The organism is Microbacterium capsulatum, from assembly GCF_030865425.1.
GTDB classification, from domain to species: domain Bacteria; phylum Actinomycetota; class Actinomycetes; order Actinomycetales; family Microbacteriaceae; genus Microbacterium; species Microbacterium capsulatum.
The window spans coordinates 52,533-68,012 of the sequence record NZ_JAVFCB010000006.1 but is presented as its reverse complement, the minus strand read 5'-3'; the positions used below and the strand labels follow the sequence as shown (position 1 = coordinate 68,012).

Genomic DNA, 15,480 nt, shown 5'->3' with positions numbered 1-15,480 from the left:
GGCGCCTCTCGACAGATGGGCGGATCCGATCAGGGACGGCCGCGCAGGACCGCCTGCTTGACCTCGGCGATCGCCTTGGTGACCTCGATGCCGCGCGGGCACGCCTCGGTGCAGTTGAAGGTCGTGCGGCAGCGCCACACGCCCTCCTTGTCGTTGAGGATGTCCAGACGCACATCGGCGCCGTCGTCGCGGGAGTCGAAGATGAAGCGGTGCGCGTTCACGATCGCGGCAGGTCCGAAGTACTGCCCGTCGGTCCAGAACACGGGGCAGGACGAGGTGCACGCGGCGCACAGGATGCACTTGGTGGTGTCGTCGAAGATCGCACGGTCGGCGATCGACTGCACGCGCTCCTTGCCCTTCGCCGGCTCGCTGGTCGCGAGCAGGAACGGCTTCACCTCGCGGTACGCGGCGAAGAACGGCTCCATGTCGACGACGAGGTCCTTCTCCAGCGGCAGGCCCTTGATCGCCTCGACGTAGATCGGCTTGGAGATGTCCAGGTCCTTGATCAGCGTCTTGCAGGCGAGGCGGTTGCGACCGTTGATGCGCATCGCGTCGGATCCGCAGATGCCGTGCGCGCAGGAGCGGCGGAACGTGAGGGATCCGTCCACCTCCCACTTGATCTTGTGCAGCGCGTCGAGCACGCGGTCCGTGGAGTACAGCTCCACGTCGTAGTCCACCCATCGCGGCTCGCTGTCGACCTCGGGGTCGAAGCGGCGGATGTTGAACGTCACCAGGAACGACTGCACGCCGTTGTCATCGGCGGCCTGCAGGTCGGCGACGGCGTCCGGATCGACAAGAGCGGTGGACATCAGTACTTCCTCTCCATCGGCGGGTAGTTCAACTCGCCCTGCTCGTTCTTCGTGAACACGACCGGCTTCCAGTCCAGCCGGATGTGGTCGCTCGGCGTCGACGAGTGCGGGTCGCCGGTCAGGTAGGCCATCGTGTGCTTCATGTACTTCTCGTCGTCGCGCTTCGGGAAGTCGTCGCGCATGTGGCCGCCGCGGCTCTCCTCGCGGTTCTGCGCGGCGTAGACCACGACCTCGGCGATGTCGAGGAGGAACCCGAGCTCGACGGCCTCGAGCAGGTCGGTGTTGAACCGGTTGCCCTTGTCGTCGACGTGCACGTTCTTGTACCGCTCGCGCAGCTCGGCGATGACGCCCAGCACGTGCTGCAGCGAGTCGTGCGTGCGGAACACCTGGGCGCCCTTGTCCATCTCGTCCTGCAGCTTCTTGCGCAGCACGGCGATCCGCTCGGTGCCGGCGTTGTTGCGCAGGCCCTCGAGCATCTCCTTGACCGCGGTCTCCGGCGCCTCGGGGAGGGGCAGGAACTCGGCGGTCTTGACGTACTCGACGGCGTTGCGACCCGACCGCTTGCCGAACACGTTGATGTCCAGCAGCGAGTTCGTGCCGAGGCGGTTCGCGCCGTGCACCGAGACGCACGCGCACTCGCCGGCGGCGTACAGGCCGGGCACGATCGTGTCGTTGTCGGCGAGGACCTCGCCGTTGTTGTTCGTCGGGATGCCGCCCATCGCGTAGTGCGCGGTCGGCATGACCGGCACCGGCTCGACGACCGGGTCGACGCCGAGGTAGGTGCGCGCGAACTCGGTGATGTCGGGGAGCTTGGTCTCCAGGACCTCGGCGCCGAGGTGCGTGCAGTCCAGCAGCACGTAGTCCTTGTGCGGGCCGGCGCCGCGGCCCTCCGCGACCTCCTGCACCATGCAACGGGCGACGATGTCGCGCGGCGCGAGGTCCTTGATGGTCGGGGCGTAGCGCTCCATGAACCGCTCGCCGGAGGCGTTGCGCAGGATCGCTCCCTCGCCGCGGGCGCCCTCGGTGAGCAGGATCCCGAGCCCGGCGAGACCGGTGGGGTGGAACTGGAAGAACTCGAGGTCCTCGAGCGGCAGACCCTTGCGCCACACGATGCCCACGCCGTCGCCGGTGAGGGTGTGCGCGTTCGAGGTGGTCTTGAAGATCTTGCCGAAACCGCCGGTCGCGAAGATCACGGCCTTGGCGTGGAAGACGTGCAGCTCGCCCGTGGAGAGGTCGTAGGCGACGACGCCGGCGATGCCGGTCTTTCCCGCCTCGTCCTTCACCGTGATCAGGTCGAGCACGTAGAACTCGTTGAAGAAGTTGATGCCGAGCTTGACGCAGTTCTGGAACAGCGTCTGCAGGATCATGTGGCCGGTGCGGTCGGCCGCGTAGCAGGCGCGGCGGACGGGGGTCTTGCCGTGCTCGGCCGTGTGCCCGCCGAAGCGGCGCTGGTCGATCTTGCCCTCGGGGGTGCGGTTGAACGGCAGGCCCATGTTCTCGAGGTCGATGACCGCGTCGATGGCCTCCTTCGCGAGGATCTCCGCCGCATCCTGGTCGACGAGGTAGTCGCCGCCCTTGACGGTGTCGAAGGTGTGCCACTCCCAGCTGTCCTCCTCGACGTTCGCGAGCGCCGCGGCCATGCCGCCCTGCGCCGCGCCCGTGTGCGAGCGGGTGGGGTAGAGCTTCGAGATCACCGCGGTCTTCGCGCCGGGGCCGGCCTCGATCGCGGCGCGCATGCCCGCGCCTCCGGCGCCGACGATGACGATGTCGAACTGATGGTGGTGCACGCCGTTCTTGACGACGGAATCCTGGGTCTCAGTGGTCACTGGGATATGCCTATCTGTGTATTTCGCCGCTGTCGCTGGTGGCTGCGTAGCTTCGCGCTGTCCGGGGGATCACTTGCCGGGGTGGCAGGTCGCCCACATCGCGCCGTCCTGGAACACGCCGTTGCACGGGTCGAAGGTGAACACGACCAGCGTGCCGAGCAGGATCAGCAGCGCGGCTGCGAGACCGAGCACGACGAGCAGGGCCTTGCGGACGCCGGTGTGCCCGACGTAGTCGTTCACGACCGTGCGCATGCCGTTGGCGCCGTGGATGAGCGCCAGCCACAGCATCAGCACGTCCCACCACTGCCAGAACGGGGTGGCGTACTTGCCGGCGACGAACGCGAAGTCCAGCGCGTGGATGCCCTCGCCGAGCATCAGGTTCACGAACAGGTGGCCGAAGATGAGCACCACGAGCACGACGCCCGAGATGCGCATGTAGATCCAGCCCCACTTCTCCCAGTTGACGCCCTTGTTGCGCCGCGGGGCGGCGAGATGAGCCTGCGTGGTCATCAGTGGCCACCTCCCACCGCGGAGAAGACGTTCATCAGGTGGCGGGGCGCGAAGCCGAGCATCAGCACCGCCCAGACGCCGATGACGCCCCAGAACATCTGCCGCTGGTAGCGGGCGCCCTTGGACCACACGTCCACCAGGATGATCCGCAGTCCGTTCATCGCGTGGAACACGATCGCGGCCACCAGCACCGTCTCACCAAGACCCATGATCGGGTTCTTGTAGGTGCCGAGGACCGCGTTGTACGCCTCCGGCGAGACCCGGATGAGCGACGTGTCGAGCACGTGCACCAGGAGGAAGAAGAAGATGGCGATTCCAGTGATGCGATGCAGAACCCAGGACCACATGCCTTCGCGGCCCCGGTAGAGGGTGCCGCGCGGCGTCTTGGACGTGGTTTCCGAAATCGACGGTGTCAAGCGAGTGCTTGCGGACACGGTCGTCCTCCCTGATCGATAGCGAAGGATCGCGGCGCGCAGGCGTCCGATCTCCCACATCCTATTCCTGTCAGAACGCTGAGATCGACGTAGGTGACCCTTAGCGCGATGCAGGTCTCCGATCGGATCCATGCACGGAAGCGATCGCAGGCGGCCGTACGGTGAGTGCATGAGCATCCGTTTTCCGCACGGTCCGGTGGTTCCGGAGATCGGCATCGGCACCTGGTTCATCGGCGACGACCCCTCCCGCCGCGACGAGGAGATCGCCGCGATCCGCGCCGGTCTCGACGCCGGCCTGCGCGTCGTGGACACCGCCGAGATGTACGGATCCGGGCGCTCCGAGGAGCTCGTCGGGGAGGCGATCCGGGGCCGCCGCGACGACGTGTTCCTGGTGAGCAAGGTGCTCCCCAACAACGCCGACGCGGCCGGCGTGCGCCGCGCCGTGCACGGCAGCCTCACCCGTCTCGGCACCGACCGGCTCGATCTCTATCTGCTGCACTGGCGCGGGCCCGTGCCGTTCGAGGAGACGGTCGAGGCGTTCGAGCGGCTGTGCGACGAGGGCGCGATCCTGGCCTGGGGTGTGAGCAACCTCGACCCGGACGATCTCGCCGAGCTCCCGGACGGCGCTGCGACCGATCAGATCCTGTACAACCCGACGCGGCGCGGACCCGAGGCGGACCTGCTGCCGCTGCTGCGCGAGCAGGGTATTCCGGCGATGGCGTACTCGCCGCTCGAGCAGGCCCGGGTGCTCCGCGATCCCGTGCTCGCCGAGCTCGCCGCGACGCTCGGCCTCACGGTCGCGCAGCTCGTGCTCGCCTGGGCGGTCCGCGCGGGAGACGTGCTCGCCATCCCGAAGGCGGCGACGGTCGCCCACGCGCGGGAGAACGCGGCGGCGCTCGGCACGACCCTGCCCGAGGACGTGCTCGCCGTGATCGACCGGCGCTTCCCGGCGCCCGCCCATCCGGTGCCGCTGGAGATGCTCTGAGCACATCACCGCACCCCGTCGGGCGGCACCGATAGCCTGGGGGCCATGCGCGCGCCCATCAAGGACTTCTACGCCGTCATCCCCGCGGGGGGCATCGGGTCGCGGCTCTGGCCCCTGTCCCGGGCCGACGCGCCGAAGTTCCTGCACGACCTGACCGGGTCGGGGCAGTCCCTGCTCCGCGACACCTGGGATCGTCTGGCGCCGCTGACCGGGCCCGACCGGATCGCCGTCGTCACCGGTCGCGCGCACCGCGCCGCGGTCGAGCAGCAGCTGCCCGGCATCGCCGACAAGAACGTGATCCTGGAGTCCGAGCCGCGCGAGTCGGCCGCCGCGATCGGGCTCGCCGCCGCGATCCTGCACCGCCGCGACCCGGACGTCATCATCGGATCCTTCAGCGCAGACCATGTCATCCGCGGCACCCGGGTGTTCGAGTTCGCCGTGCGCGACGCCGTCGAGGTCGCCCGGCAGGGGTACATCGTCACGATCGGGATCACCCCCACCGAGCCCGCGGTCGGCTTCGGCTACATCAAGCAGGGCGGCGAACTCGTCGTCGAGGGCGCGCGCGAGGCCGCCCTCGTCGAGCGCTTCGTGGAGAAGCCCGACCTCGCGACCGCGAAGTCCTACATCGCCGACCGCACCTATCTGTGGAACGCCGGCATGTTCATCGCCCGGGCCGACGTGCTGCTGGCCGAGCTCGCGCTGCACCAGCCGGCGCTGCACGCGGGGCTGATCGAGCTCGCCGAGGCGTGGGACGACCGCGACCGGCGCGGACCGGTCGTCGACCGGATCTGGCCGGGACTGCCGAAGATCGCGATCGACTACGCGATCGCCGAGCCGGCCGCCGAGCGCGGGCGCCTGGCCGTCGTGCCGGGGCACTTCGACTGGGACGACGTGGGCGACTTCGCCTCGCTCACCAAGCTGATCCTGAACGGGCGCAAGAACGACCTGGCCGTGCTCGGGCCGTCGGCGCGGGTGCTCTCCGACGCGGCGACCGGGATCCTGGTCAGTCAGACGTCGCGGGTGATCAGCCTCGTCGGCGTGAAGGACATCGTCGTGGTGGACACCCCGGACGCGCTGCTCGTGACGACGATCGAGCACGCGCAGCGGGTCAAGGGCGTCGTCGAATCGCTCAAGCTCACCGGCCGCGGCGACGTGCTGTGAGCGGATCCGCCGCGGCGTCCGCGAGCGGCTCGACCGGTGCGGGGACGGGCGGACGGACGCTCTGAAGCGGGGGACGAGAACCCCCTTCTGCTCATATGAGCACGACCGAGCGCAGATGATCTCAGGTTTGTAACCATTGGCCAGTGCCTCAGGGACGAGGGTGCCCGATCCGCGTCACAGTAGGTAACTTTCCAATTGACCCGCGATGGCCGCGGGTCTCGTGTTCTGGAGGCCCGAGTGACCATCTCCCTCACCAAGAAGCTGATCGGCGCGACCGTCGCAGCCGGTGTCATCGTCGCCCTGGCAGGCTGCGGCACTGCTCCTGCTCCGGCGAGTTCGGGCGCGGCGAAGCCCGCCGACTCGAACTTCAAGCCCTGCCTCGTCTCCGACAGCGGAGGCTTCAACGACAAGTCGTTCAACGAGTCCGCCAAGAACGGCATGGACAAGGCCGGCAAGACCCTCGGTGTCAAGCCCCTCGAGGTCGAGTCGAAGTCCGACAACGACTACAAGTCCAACATCGACGCGCTGATCGCCGGCAAGTGCACGCTGATCATCGGCGTCGGCTTCAAGCTCGACGCCGCGATCGCCGCGGCCGCGATCGCGAACCCGAAGCTGAACTTCGGCATCATCGACTCGATCGCCGACCCGGACGGCGACGGCAAGCCGGACGCTCCGAACATCAAGCCGATCCTGTTCGACACCGCCCAGGCGGCCTACCTCGGCGGCTACGCGGCTGCGGCCTGGTCGGCGCAGGCGGGCGGCAACAAGGTCGGCACCTTCGGCGGCATGCAGATCCCGCCGGTGACGATCTTCATGGACGGCTTCGTCGACGGCGTCAAGAAGTACGACGAGGACAAGGGCGGCAAGGTCACCTCGGTCGGCTGGGACAAGGACTCGCAGAAGGGTCTGTTCACCGGCGCGTTCCAGGCGAACGACGTCGCCAAGCAGACGGCGAACTCGGTGCTCGGCCAGGGCGTCGACGTGATCTTCCCGGTCGGCGGTCCGATCTACCTGTCCGCCAGTGCGGCCGTGAAGGACAGCGGCAAGAAGACCGTCATGCTCGGCGTCGACTCCGACCTCGCGGTGGCCGACCCCTCGGTCGCCGACCAGATCCTGGTCTCGGTCATGAAGCGCATCGACGACGCGGTCAACACCACGGTCACCGAGGCGGCGAAGGGCACGTTCGACCCGACCCCGTACGTGGGCACCCTGGCGAACAACGGCGTCGGCCTGTCCCCGTTCCACTCCTTCGACAGCAAGCTGCCGAAGGGCCTGAAGGACGAGCTGACGGCTCTGCAGAGCAAGATCGTCAAGGGCGACATCAAGGTCGCCTCGCCCAGCTCCCCGAAGTAATCAGCTCCTCACGCGGGACGCTCCGATCCGCCGTCGTCGCCTCCGGGCACGGCGGCCGGATCGGGCGTCCCGCGCCTCTTTCTCGCGTGAATCCTCCCCGATAAGGTCACTGATATGAAGCTTGAGCTCCGCGGCATCACCAAGCGCTTCGGATCCCTCGTCGCCAACGACCACATCGACGTGGTCGTCGAAGGCGGCGAGATCCACGCCCTGCTGGGCGAGAACGGGGCCGGCAAATCGACCCTGATGAACGTCCTCTACGGCCTGTATCAGGCGGACGAGGGCGAGATCCTGCTCGACGAGGTGCCGCAGCACTTCCGCGGGCCCGGCGACGCGATGGCGGCGGGCATCGGCATGGTGCACCAGCACTTCATGCTGATCCCCGTGTTCACCGTCGCGGAGAACGTCATGCTCGGACATGAGCAGTCGAAGGCCCTCGGCGTGCTGGACATCGCCGCGGCCCGCGAGCACGTGCGCTCGGTCGCCGCCCGATTCGGCTTCGAGGTGGACCCCGACGCGATCGTCGGCGACCTGCCCGTGGGCGTGCAGCAGCGGGTGGAGATCATCAAGGCGCTGTCCCGCAACGCCAGGGTGCTCGTGTTCGACGAGCCCACCGCGGTGCTCACGCCGCAGGAGACCGACGAGCTCATGGGCATCATGAAGCAGCTGCGCGACGAGGGCACGGCGATCGTGTTCATCACGCACAAGCTGCGCGAGGTGCGCGCCGTCGCCGACAGGATCACCGTGATCCGGCTCGGCAAGGTGGTCGGCGAGGCCGACCCGCAGTCCTCCAACACCGAGCTCGCCTCGATGATGGTCGGCCGCCCGGTCGAGCTCACCGTGCACAAGGACCCGCCGAAGATCGGCGAGGGCGGCCTGACGGTGAAGGACCTGCGGGTCATCGACGCGGTCGGCGTCGTGGTCGTGGACGACGTCAGCTTCGAGGTCCGTCCCGGCGAGGTGCTCGCGGTCGCGGGCGTGCAGGGCAACGGGCAGACCGAGCTCGCCGAGGCGATCATGGGCCTGGACTCCCGCACCAGCGGGTCGATCTCGCTGAACGGGGTCGAGCTGGTCGGGCGCAGCGTGCACCAGGTGCTCGCGGCCGGCGTCGGATTCGTCCCCGAGGACCGCAACGAGGATGGCCTCGTGGGCGGGTTCTCGGTCGCCGAGAACCTCATCCTCGACCGCTCGGACGACCCCGCCTTCGCCCGGGCCGGCACGATCCAGCGCGGCGTGCTCGACGCGTTCGCGAAGGACCGGATCAAAGAGTTCGACATCCGCACGCAGGGATCCGGTCAGGAGGCCGGATCCCTCTCCGGCGGCAACCAGCAGAAGGTCGTCATCGCGCGCGAGCTGAACCGCGACCTCAAGCTGCTGCTGGCATCGCAGCCGACCCGCGGCGTGGACGTCGGCTCGATCGAGTTCATCCACAAGCGCATCGTCGCCACGCGCGACGCCGGGATCCCGGTGGTCGTGGTCTCCACCGAACTGGACGAGGTCGTGGCCCTCGCCGACCGGATCGCGGTGATGTACCGCGGCCGGATCGTCGGCATCGTCCCCGCGGACACCCCCCGCGACGTGCTCGGCCTGATGATGGCCGGCGAGAACCCCACGGAGGAAGCCGCATGAGCACCGAGACCACCCCGGCGGCGCCCGCGTCCGAGCCGGCGTCGAGCTCCAACGGCGGACCCGAGTCGCCCGCGGCGCCCCCCACCCGGCGCATCCAGGAGATCCCGGTCTCGAACCGCGTCCTGCGCGAGATCCTCCGCGGCAGCGCCGTGACCACGGTTCTCGCCGTGCTTCTCGCGCTCATCGTGGGCGGCGTGCTCATCGCCGTCACCAACCCGGACGTGCAGACCGCCTCCGGCTACTTCTTCGCACGCCCGAGCGACATGCTCGGCGCGGCGTGGACGGCCGTCTCCGGCGCCTACTCGGCGCTGTTCACCGGATCGATCATCGACTTCGGCGCGAGCGACTTCTGGTCGGCGGTCAAGCCGCTCGGCAACACGGTCGGCTTCGCCGTGCCGCTCATCGCCGCCGGTCTCGGCATCGCGGTCGCGTTCCGCGTGGGGCTGTTCAACATCGGCGCCCGAGGGCAGATGCTGATCGCCTGTGCAGCGGCCGCACTGGTGACCTTCCAGCTGAACCTGCCCGCGATCATCCAGGTGCCGCTCACCCTCGTCGTCGGCATCGCCGCCGGTGCGCTCTGGGGCGGACTGGTCGGCCTGCTCAAGGCGCGCACCGGCGCGCACGAGGTGATCCTCACGATCATGCTCAACTACATCGCGTTCTATCTGCTGACGTGGATGGTGCGCGTGCCGCAGCTGCTGCAGAAGCCGGGGCAGATCCAGCCGATCACCCGGCCGACGCCGCACAGCGCCGTGCTCCCGCCGCTGCCCGGACTGAGTCTGATCGACTGGGGCTTCGTGATCGTCATCGTCGCGACCCTCTTCGTGTGGTGGCTCGTGGAACGGTCCAGCCTCGGCTTCCGGATGCGTGCCGTGGGGGAGAACCCGCGGGCCGCCCGCGCGGCCGGCATCAGCGTGCCGCGCGTCTACATCTACGCGATGCTCTTCTCCGGCGGCCTCGCGGGCCTGGCCGGCATGTTCCAGATCCAGAGCTCGATCACGAGCGGCTTCGACGGCGGGATCGACGCCGGCGTCGGGTTCACGGCGATCACGGTCGCCCTGCTCGGCCGCAGCCGCGCGTGGGGCACGTTCTGGGCGGGCCTGCTGTTCGGCGCGCTGAAGGCCGGATCGTTCCCGATGCAGGCGCTGCAGTCCATCCCGGTCGACATCGTGCTGGTGGTGCAGTCGCTCATCGTGCTGTTCATCGCAGCGCCCCCGCTGATCCGGACGATCTTCTTCCTGCCGAAGGACGACTCCGAGCGCTCCCCGCGCGCCCGCGCCCGCATCGCGCGTCGCCGGGCCGCGCATACCGAACCCACCGACTCGAAGGCGGCGGCCGCATGAGCACCTCTCTCACCTCGGCCCCCGCGCTCGGGGAGCCGACCGTCGTCAAGGTCCGCTCGCTGAAGACGCCGATCACGCTGCTGGCGATCGTGGCGCTGCTCGGCCTGCTCTTCCTGCTGGCCCCGCGTTCGGGCACGGCCGTCTACCGTCTCGCCGAGTCGGGTGCCGCGATCGCGCTGGGCGACGTCTCGGTTCCCGCGGGACCGGTGATCTGGACGACCTGGATCCTGGCGCTCGTGCTGGGCGTCTGGTCGCTGATCGCCGCCCAGACGTATCGCCGGATCGGCCTGTGGCTGCCGATCGTGTACGCCGTGCTCGCGATGACCGCCTTCCTCACCTGGGCGGGCGCAGGCGCGGCCGGCGCGATCACGCTGACCGGACTGCTCGGCGGATCGATCTCGCTCGCCGTGCCCCTCGTCTTCGGCGCCCTCGCCGGTGTGATCGGCGAGCGCGCCGGCGTGGTCAACGTCGCGATCGAGGGGCAGTTCCTCCTCGGTGCGTTCACCGCGGCGATCCTCGGATCCATCACGCACAATCCGTTCGTCGGCCTCATCGGCGCCATGCTCGGCGGCGTGCTGATCTCGCTCGTCCTGGGCGCGTTCGCGATCAGGTACCTCGTCGACCAGGTCATCGTCGGCGTCGTGCTGGACGTGTTCGCCTCCGGCCTGACCGGCTTCCTGTACCAGGGGCTGCTGGCGCCGAACGGGCAGACGCTGAACAGCCCGGTCCGGTTCTCGCTCATCAAGATCCCGATCCTGGGCGACATCCCCGTCATCGGCCCCGCGCTGTTCAATCAGACCTTCCTCGTGTACCTGATGTACGTGGTGGTCGCGATCGTCGCCTGGGCGATGTACCGCACCCGCTGGGGCCTGCGCGTGCGCGCCGTCGGCGAGCACCCGCACGCCGCGGACACGGTCGGCATCAAGGTCAACCCCACCCGGTTCTGGAACCTCCAGCTCGCCGGCGCGATCGCCGGCATCGGCGGGGCGTACTTCACGCTGGTCTCGGTGCCGCAGTTCACCAAGGACATGACCGCGGGCCTCGGCTACATCGCGCTGGCCGCCGTGATCTTCGGGCGCTGGGACCCGCTGCGCGCGGCGCTCGCCGCCCTGCTGTTCGGCTTCGCGACGAACCTGCAGAATCTGCTCTCGGTGCTGAAGACGCCGATCCCCGGGGAGTTCATGCTCATGCTGCCGTACCTCGTCACGATCCTCGCGGTCGTCGGCTTCGTGGGGCAGATCAAGGCCCCTGCGGCCGACGGCAAGCCGTACATCAAGTCCTAGGAGGGCGTTCGTGGACATCGATTGGGACGAGCTGCGCCAGGTCGCGGACGACGCGACGAAGAAGGCGTACGCACCGTACTCGCACTACCGGGTGGGGGCCGCTGCGCTCGTCGACGACGGGCGGATCGTCGCGGGCTGCAACGTCGAGAACGCCTCGTACGGGGTGACCCTGTGCGCCGAGTGCGCGCTCGTCGGCGACCTGTTCATGTCGGGCGGAGGGCGCCTGGTCGCCTTCGTCTGCGTGAACGGCGTCGGCGAGACGATCATGCCCTGCGGCCGCTGCCGGCAGCTGCTGTTCGAGCATTCCCTGCCCGGCATGCTGCTGGAGACCGTGTCCGGGATCAGGACGATCGACGAAGTGCTGCCCGACGCGTTCGGGCCGAGGGATCTGGAGAGCGCCCGATGAGTGTTGAGCCGTTCGACGCGGTGGACGTCATCCGCGCCAAGCGCGACGGCGGTGCCGTGCCCGAGCCCGCGCTGCGCTGGATGATCGACGCGTACACCCGCGGTTACGTCACCGATCCGCAGATGGCGTCCTTCGCGATGGCCGTGTTCCAGCGCGGCATGCAGCGCGACGAGATCCGCGTGCTGACCGACGCGATGATCTCCTCGGGCGAGCGGATGAGCTTCGCAGCCCTCGGCAAGAGGACCGTGGACAAGCACTCCACCGGCGGAGTGGGCGACAAGATCACCCTGCCGCTGGCCCCGCTCGTCGCCTGCTTCGGGGTGGCCGTCCCGCAGCTGTCGGGCCGTGGCCTCGGGCACACCGGAGGCACCCTGGACAAGCTCGAGTCGATCCCGGGCTGGCGCGCCGCGCTGAGCAACGAGCAGATGTTCCTGCAGCTGCAGGGGGATGTCGGCGCGGTGATCTGCGCGGCCGGATCGGGCCTCGCTCCCGCCGACAAGAAGCTGTACGCCTTGCGCGACGTGACCGGCACGGTCGAGGCGATCCCGCTGATCGCGTCCAGCATCATGTCGAAGAAGATCGCCGAGGGCACCGACGCGCTCGTGCTGGACGTGAAGTTCGGATCCGGCGCGTTCATGCAGGACATCGACCGGGCGCGCGAGCTGGCCCGCACCATGGTCGCCCTCGGCACCGACTCCGGCGTCTCCACCACGGCACTCCTCACCGACATGAACGTGCCACTCGGCCTCGCGATCGGCAACGCGAACGAGGTCCGCGAGTCGGTCGAGGTGCTCGCCGGCGGCGGCCCCGCCGACATCCGCGAGCTCACCGTCGCCCTCGCCCGGGAGATGCTCGCACTGAGCGGCAGGCCCGACGCCGACGTCGAGGCGGCCCTCGACGACGGCCGCGCGATGGACTCCTGGAAGCGGATGATCCGTGCGCAGGACGGCGATCCGGACGCGCCGCTGCCGGTCGCGAACGAGACGCACACCGTCACCGCCGATGCGGACGGGTACATCACCCGGATGGACGCCCTGCCGTTCGGTGTCGGCGCCTGGCGTCTGGGCGCGGGCCGGGCCCGTGCCCAGGACGCGGTGGTGTTCGCCGCGGGCATCGACCTGCACGTCAAGCCCGGCGACCCGGTGCGCCGCGGGCAGCCCGTGTTCACGCTGTCGGCCGACGACGGAGCACGGTTCGAGCGCGCCCTGGACGCGGTCGAGGGCGCCTGGGAGATCGGTGGCGAGCAGGTCGCGCGCACCCCGCTCGTGCGCGAGCGGATCACCGCGTAGGCGGGGTCGACCCGCACCGGGCGGCCCTCGCGCCGGGGCGCGTCACCGCCTAGGCTGATTCCGGACACGGCGTCTGCACGCGTCGCCGTCCGGTTCCCGTCGGAACATCCGCTTTCCATCCCCCTGCCCGACTCGAGGAAGGATCCGTCATGCCCATCGACGCGAACGGCGACCTGGACGTGGAGGGCATGTCCCTGCGCGCGCTGCCCAAGGTCTCCCTGCACGACCACCTCGACGGCGGGGTGCGCCCGGCCACGATCATCGAGCTCGCCGACGCGGCAGGGCTCGCGCTGCCGTCCACGGATTCCACCGCCCTCGCCATGTGGTTCCGCACCCAGGCGAGCGCCGGATCCCTCGTGGACTATCTGAAGACCTTCGAGGTGTCGGTCTCGGTCATGCAGACGGCCGACAACCTGCGCCGGATCTCCCGCGAGTTCGTCGAGGATCTCGTCCGCGACGGCGTCGTCTACGGCGAGATGCGCTGGGCGCCCGAGCTGCACCTGACGAGGGGACTCACCCTGGAGCAGGCCGTGGACGCCGTGCAGGACGGCATCGACGAGGGCGAGGACGCCGCCGATCGGGCGGGCAGGAGCATCCGCGTCGGGCAGATCCTCTCCGCACTGCGCCAGACCGACCGGGTCCGCGACATCGCCGAGCTCGCCGTCGCCTACCGTGACCGCGGGGTCGTCGGTTTCGACACCGCCGGGCCCGAGGCGGGGTATCCCTCCTCGCGCTACCGGGACACGTTCGAGTACCTCGCCGGGCAGATGTTCCCCATCACGGTGCACGCGGGCGAGGCCGCCGGGCCCGACTCGATCCGGTCCGCCCTCATCGACGGCCGTGCGCTGCGCCTCGGGCACGGCGTGCGGATCGCGGAGGACCTGGAGATCGTGAACCGCGACGGCGAGGAGGTGCAGGTGCGCTTCGGCGACCTCGCCCGCTGGGTGCGGGACCGGGAGATCCCGCTCGAGCTGTCGCCGTCCTCGAACCTGCAGACCGGCGCGGTCGCCGCGTGGGGCGGCGAGTTCGCCGACCACCCGTTCGACCTGCTGTACCAGCTCGGCTTCGCCGTCACCGTGAACGTCGACAACCGCACGATGAGCGCGACCTCCCTCACGCGGGAGATGGCGCTGCTCGTCGACGCCTTCGGCTACGACCTCGAGGATCTGGAGTCGTTCCAGTTCAACGCCGCGGCGGGCGCGTTCCTGCCGGTGGAGGAGCGCGAGGAGCTCGTCGAGCTCATCGCCGAGGGCTTCGACGAGTAATCGGCGCGCGGGGGCCGTCGGGCGGCCCGGCGGCGCCGGCCCGGCTCAGGCGCGGACGACCTCCGGGTGCGTGCGCACGTACTCCTCGAACGCCTGCATCGACGTGCGCGCGGGGACATAGCCGAACTCGGCCTTGAGCCGGTCGTTGCGCAGCACCGGACGGTAGCGCAGGAGGCGGATCCTCTCCGGGCCGTGCTCGGTGAGCCGCAGGAGGCTCCCGACCGCCAGGGCCACGGCCAGCGCCGGCGCCGGCACGGTGAGCAGCGGCTTGCCGAGCCGGAGCGCGATCTCCGGCACGCTGAGTGCGCCGTCCCCGGCGAGGTTGTAGATGCCTGCGGGCCCCTCGCCGAGCGCCGCGCGCAGGATGGCGGCGGCCACGTCGTCGACCCAGACGAACACGAACCGGGAGTCGGATCCGGCGATGTGCAGGATCCGCTTCGCGTCCCACAGTGCCGTGACCTGGTTGCGCACGGTCGGGCCGAGGATCGTGCCGATCCGGAAGACCACTTGCTCCAGGTCGGGGTGCGCGGCGCGCGCGCCGGCGAGCATCTCCTCGATGAGGCGCTTGTGCCGCGAGGACGGGAACTCGTCGTTGCCGCGCAGCGGATCCGTCTCGTCGATCCAGTCCGGGCTGTCCGGGTGGTAGCCGTAGGCGGCGCCGGAGCTGGACACGACGATGCGGTGCACGTCGGCCTCCACGCAGGCGGCGAGCACGTTCGCGGTGCCCTGCACGTCCACCCGGTACTCCATCGACGCGTCACGGCCGGGGTTCGCGATCGCCGCCAGGTGCACGACCGTGTCGATGCGGTGCAGCCGCAGGACGTCGGCCAGCCCCTCCGACTCCGTCACGTCGACCCGGATCGAGACGACGCCGGGCACCTCGGAGTCGCGGAGGTCCCCGGAGACGACCAGGTCGACCTGCGGGCTGTCCGCGAGCAGGGAGGTGACCCGGGTGCCGAGGAATCCGGCCCCGCCGGTGACGAGGATCCGCTTCATCCTGCTCCCGCCTCTGCGGTGGGGACGGCGCGCAGGGATGCGTCGCCGGCGATCGACCCGGTGCGACCGGTCGCGACGATGCCGGCGGTGCCAAGCGCCCGCATCACGGCCAGGCGGGATGGGCCCGTACCGATCACGGCGTACGACGTGGTCGTCATGCTCTCCTCCGTGCGCGCGGTCCGGGTCGCCGC

Annotated in this window: 15 protein-coding genes; 9 read left to right on the top strand and 6 right to left on the bottom strand. The window is 69.7% G+C overall.

Annotated elements, in window-relative coordinates:
* Positions 1–29 precede the first annotated feature (29 nt).
* The 4 genes from RBR11_RS11450 to sdhC all read right to left on the bottom strand — a co-directional run bounded on the left by RBR11_RS11450 (position 30) and on the right by sdhC (position 3,579).
* Positions 30–809: a succinate dehydrogenase iron-sulfur subunit gene (locus tag RBR11_RS11450; protein ID WP_308489472.1), complete on the bottom strand. Its 780-nt coding sequence runs from the start codon at positions 807–809 to the stop codon at positions 30–32.
* Positions 809–2,635, bottom strand: a complete 1,827-nt coding sequence (gene sdhA / locus RBR11_RS11445) for a succinate dehydrogenase flavoprotein subunit (protein ID WP_308489471.1) — start codon at positions 2,633–2,635, stop codon at positions 809–811. The genes RBR11_RS11450 and sdhA overlap by 1 nt, the downstream gene beginning before the upstream one ends.
* 69 nt (positions 2,636–2,704) lie before the next feature.
* Positions 2,705–3,145 carry a succinate dehydrogenase hydrophobic membrane anchor subunit gene (locus RBR11_RS11440; protein ID WP_308489470.1) on the bottom strand — a complete coding sequence of 147 codons (441 nt, stop codon included), beginning with the start codon at positions 3,143–3,145 and terminating at the stop codon, positions 2,705–2,707.
* The gene (gene sdhC, locus RBR11_RS11435) at positions 3,145–3,579 is read right to left on the bottom strand and encodes a succinate dehydrogenase, cytochrome b556 subunit (RefSeq protein ID WP_308489469.1); all 435 of its coding nucleotides are present in this window, start codon (positions 3,577–3,579) and stop codon (positions 3,145–3,147) included. The genes RBR11_RS11440 and sdhC overlap by 1 nt, the downstream gene beginning before the upstream one ends.
* A gap of 169 nt (positions 3,580–3,748) precedes the next feature.
* On the opposite strand from sdhC, the gene RBR11_RS11430 reads away from it, so the two are divergent.
* From RBR11_RS11430 to RBR11_RS11390, 9 genes are all read left to right on the top strand, one after another.
* Positions 3,749–4,564: an aldo/keto reductase gene (locus RBR11_RS11430; protein ID WP_308489468.1), complete on the top strand. Its 816-nt coding sequence runs from the start codon at positions 3,749–3,751 to the stop codon at positions 4,562–4,564.
* Positions 4,565–4,609: 45 nt separating this feature from the next.
* Positions 4,610–5,725 (top strand): mannose-1-phosphate guanylyltransferase, encoded by a 1,116-nt coding sequence (locus tag RBR11_RS11425; RefSeq protein WP_308489467.1) that lies wholly within the window; start codon positions 4,610–4,612, stop codon positions 5,723–5,725.
* Between the two features lie 237 nt (positions 5,726–5,962).
* Entirely contained in the window at positions 5,963–7,078 is a 1,116-nt protein-coding gene (locus RBR11_RS11420) for a BMP family lipoprotein (RefSeq protein ID WP_308489466.1), read from the top strand.
* A 114-nt stretch (positions 7,079–7,192) separates the two neighbouring features.
* Positions 7,193–8,707, top strand: a complete 1,515-nt coding sequence (locus RBR11_RS11415) for an ABC transporter ATP-binding protein (RefSeq protein WP_308489465.1) — start codon at positions 7,193–7,195, stop codon at positions 8,705–8,707.
* Entirely contained in the window at positions 8,704–10,050 is a 1,347-nt protein-coding gene (locus tag RBR11_RS11410; protein WP_308489464.1) for an ABC transporter permease, read from the top strand. Before RBR11_RS11415 ends, RBR11_RS11410 begins: the two co-directional genes overlap by 4 nt.
* The gene (locus RBR11_RS11405; protein WP_308489463.1) at positions 10,047–11,333 is read left to right on the top strand and encodes an ABC transporter permease; all 1,287 of its coding nucleotides are present in this window, start codon (positions 10,047–10,049) and stop codon (positions 11,331–11,333) included. Before RBR11_RS11410 ends, RBR11_RS11405 begins: the two co-directional genes overlap by 4 nt.
* Positions 11,334–11,343: 10 nt before the next feature.
* On the top strand, positions 11,344–11,739 hold the full coding sequence (locus RBR11_RS11400; RefSeq protein WP_308489462.1) for a cytidine deaminase: 396 nt from the start codon (positions 11,344–11,346) through the stop codon (positions 11,737–11,739).
* Positions 11,736–13,028 (top strand): thymidine phosphorylase, encoded by a 1,293-nt coding sequence (locus tag RBR11_RS11395; RefSeq protein WP_308489461.1) that lies wholly within the window; start codon positions 11,736–11,738, stop codon positions 13,026–13,028. Before RBR11_RS11400 ends, RBR11_RS11395 begins: the two co-directional genes overlap by 4 nt.
* 149 nt (positions 13,029–13,177) lie before the next feature.
* Complete coding sequence (locus tag RBR11_RS11390; protein ID WP_308489460.1) at positions 13,178–14,293, top strand: adenosine deaminase; 1,116 nt, start codon at positions 13,178–13,180, stop codon at positions 14,291–14,293.
* 45 nt (positions 14,294–14,338) lie between these two features.
* On the opposite strand, the gene RBR11_RS11385 is transcribed toward RBR11_RS11390, so the two are convergent.
* Together RBR11_RS11385 and RBR11_RS11380 are read right to left on the bottom strand one after the other, a co-directional pair.
* Positions 14,339–15,289, bottom strand: coding sequence for an NAD-dependent epimerase/dehydratase family protein (locus RBR11_RS11385; protein ID WP_308489459.1), 951 nt, complete (start codon positions 15,287–15,289; stop codon positions 14,339–14,341).
* Entirely contained in the window at positions 15,286–15,447 is a 162-nt protein-coding gene (locus RBR11_RS11380; RefSeq protein ID WP_308489458.1) for a hypothetical protein, read from the bottom strand. Before RBR11_RS11380 ends, RBR11_RS11385 begins: the two co-directional genes overlap by 4 nt.
* Positions 15,448–15,480: the final 33 nt, after the last annotated feature.

Bases quoted from the DNA above. Each gene is read 5' to 3' on its own strand.
- RBR11_RS11450 (WP_308489472.1), bottom strand. From the start codon at position 809: ATGTCCACCGCTCTTGTCGATCCGGACGCCGTCGCCGACCTGCAGGCC.
- RBR11_RS11440 (WP_308489470.1), bottom strand. From the start codon at position 3,145: ATGACCACGCAGGCTCATCTCGCCGCCCCGCGGCGCAACAAGGGCGTC.
- RBR11_RS11430 (WP_308489468.1), top strand. From the start codon at position 3,749: ATGAGCATCCGTTTTCCGCACGGTCCGGTGGTTCCGGAGATCGGCATC.
- RBR11_RS11425 (WP_308489467.1), top strand. From the start codon at position 4,610: ATGCGCGCGCCCATCAAGGACTTCTACGCCGTCATCCCCGCGGGGGGC.
- RBR11_RS11415 (WP_308489465.1), top strand. From the start codon at position 7,193: ATGAAGCTTGAGCTCCGCGGCATCACCAAGCGCTTCGGATCCCTCGTC.
- RBR11_RS11410 (WP_308489464.1), top strand. From the start codon at position 8,704: ATGAGCACCGAGACCACCCCGGCGGCGCCCGCGTCCGAGCCGGCGTCG.
- RBR11_RS11405 (WP_308489463.1), top strand. From the start codon at position 10,047: ATGAGCACCTCTCTCACCTCGGCCCCCGCGCTCGGGGAGCCGACCGTC.
- RBR11_RS11395 (WP_308489461.1), top strand. From the start codon at position 11,736: ATGAGTGTTGAGCCGTTCGACGCGGTGGACGTCATCCGCGCCAAGCGC.
- RBR11_RS11390 (WP_308489460.1), top strand. From the start codon at position 13,178: ATGCCCATCGACGCGAACGGCGACCTGGACGTGGAGGGCATGTCCCTG.
- RBR11_RS11385 (WP_308489459.1), bottom strand. From the start codon at position 15,289: ATGAAGCGGATCCTCGTCACCGGCGGGGCCGGATTCCTCGGCACCCGG.
- RBR11_RS11380 (WP_308489458.1), bottom strand. From the start codon at position 15,447: ATGACGACCACGTCGTACGCCGTGATCGGTACGGGCCCATCCCGCCTG.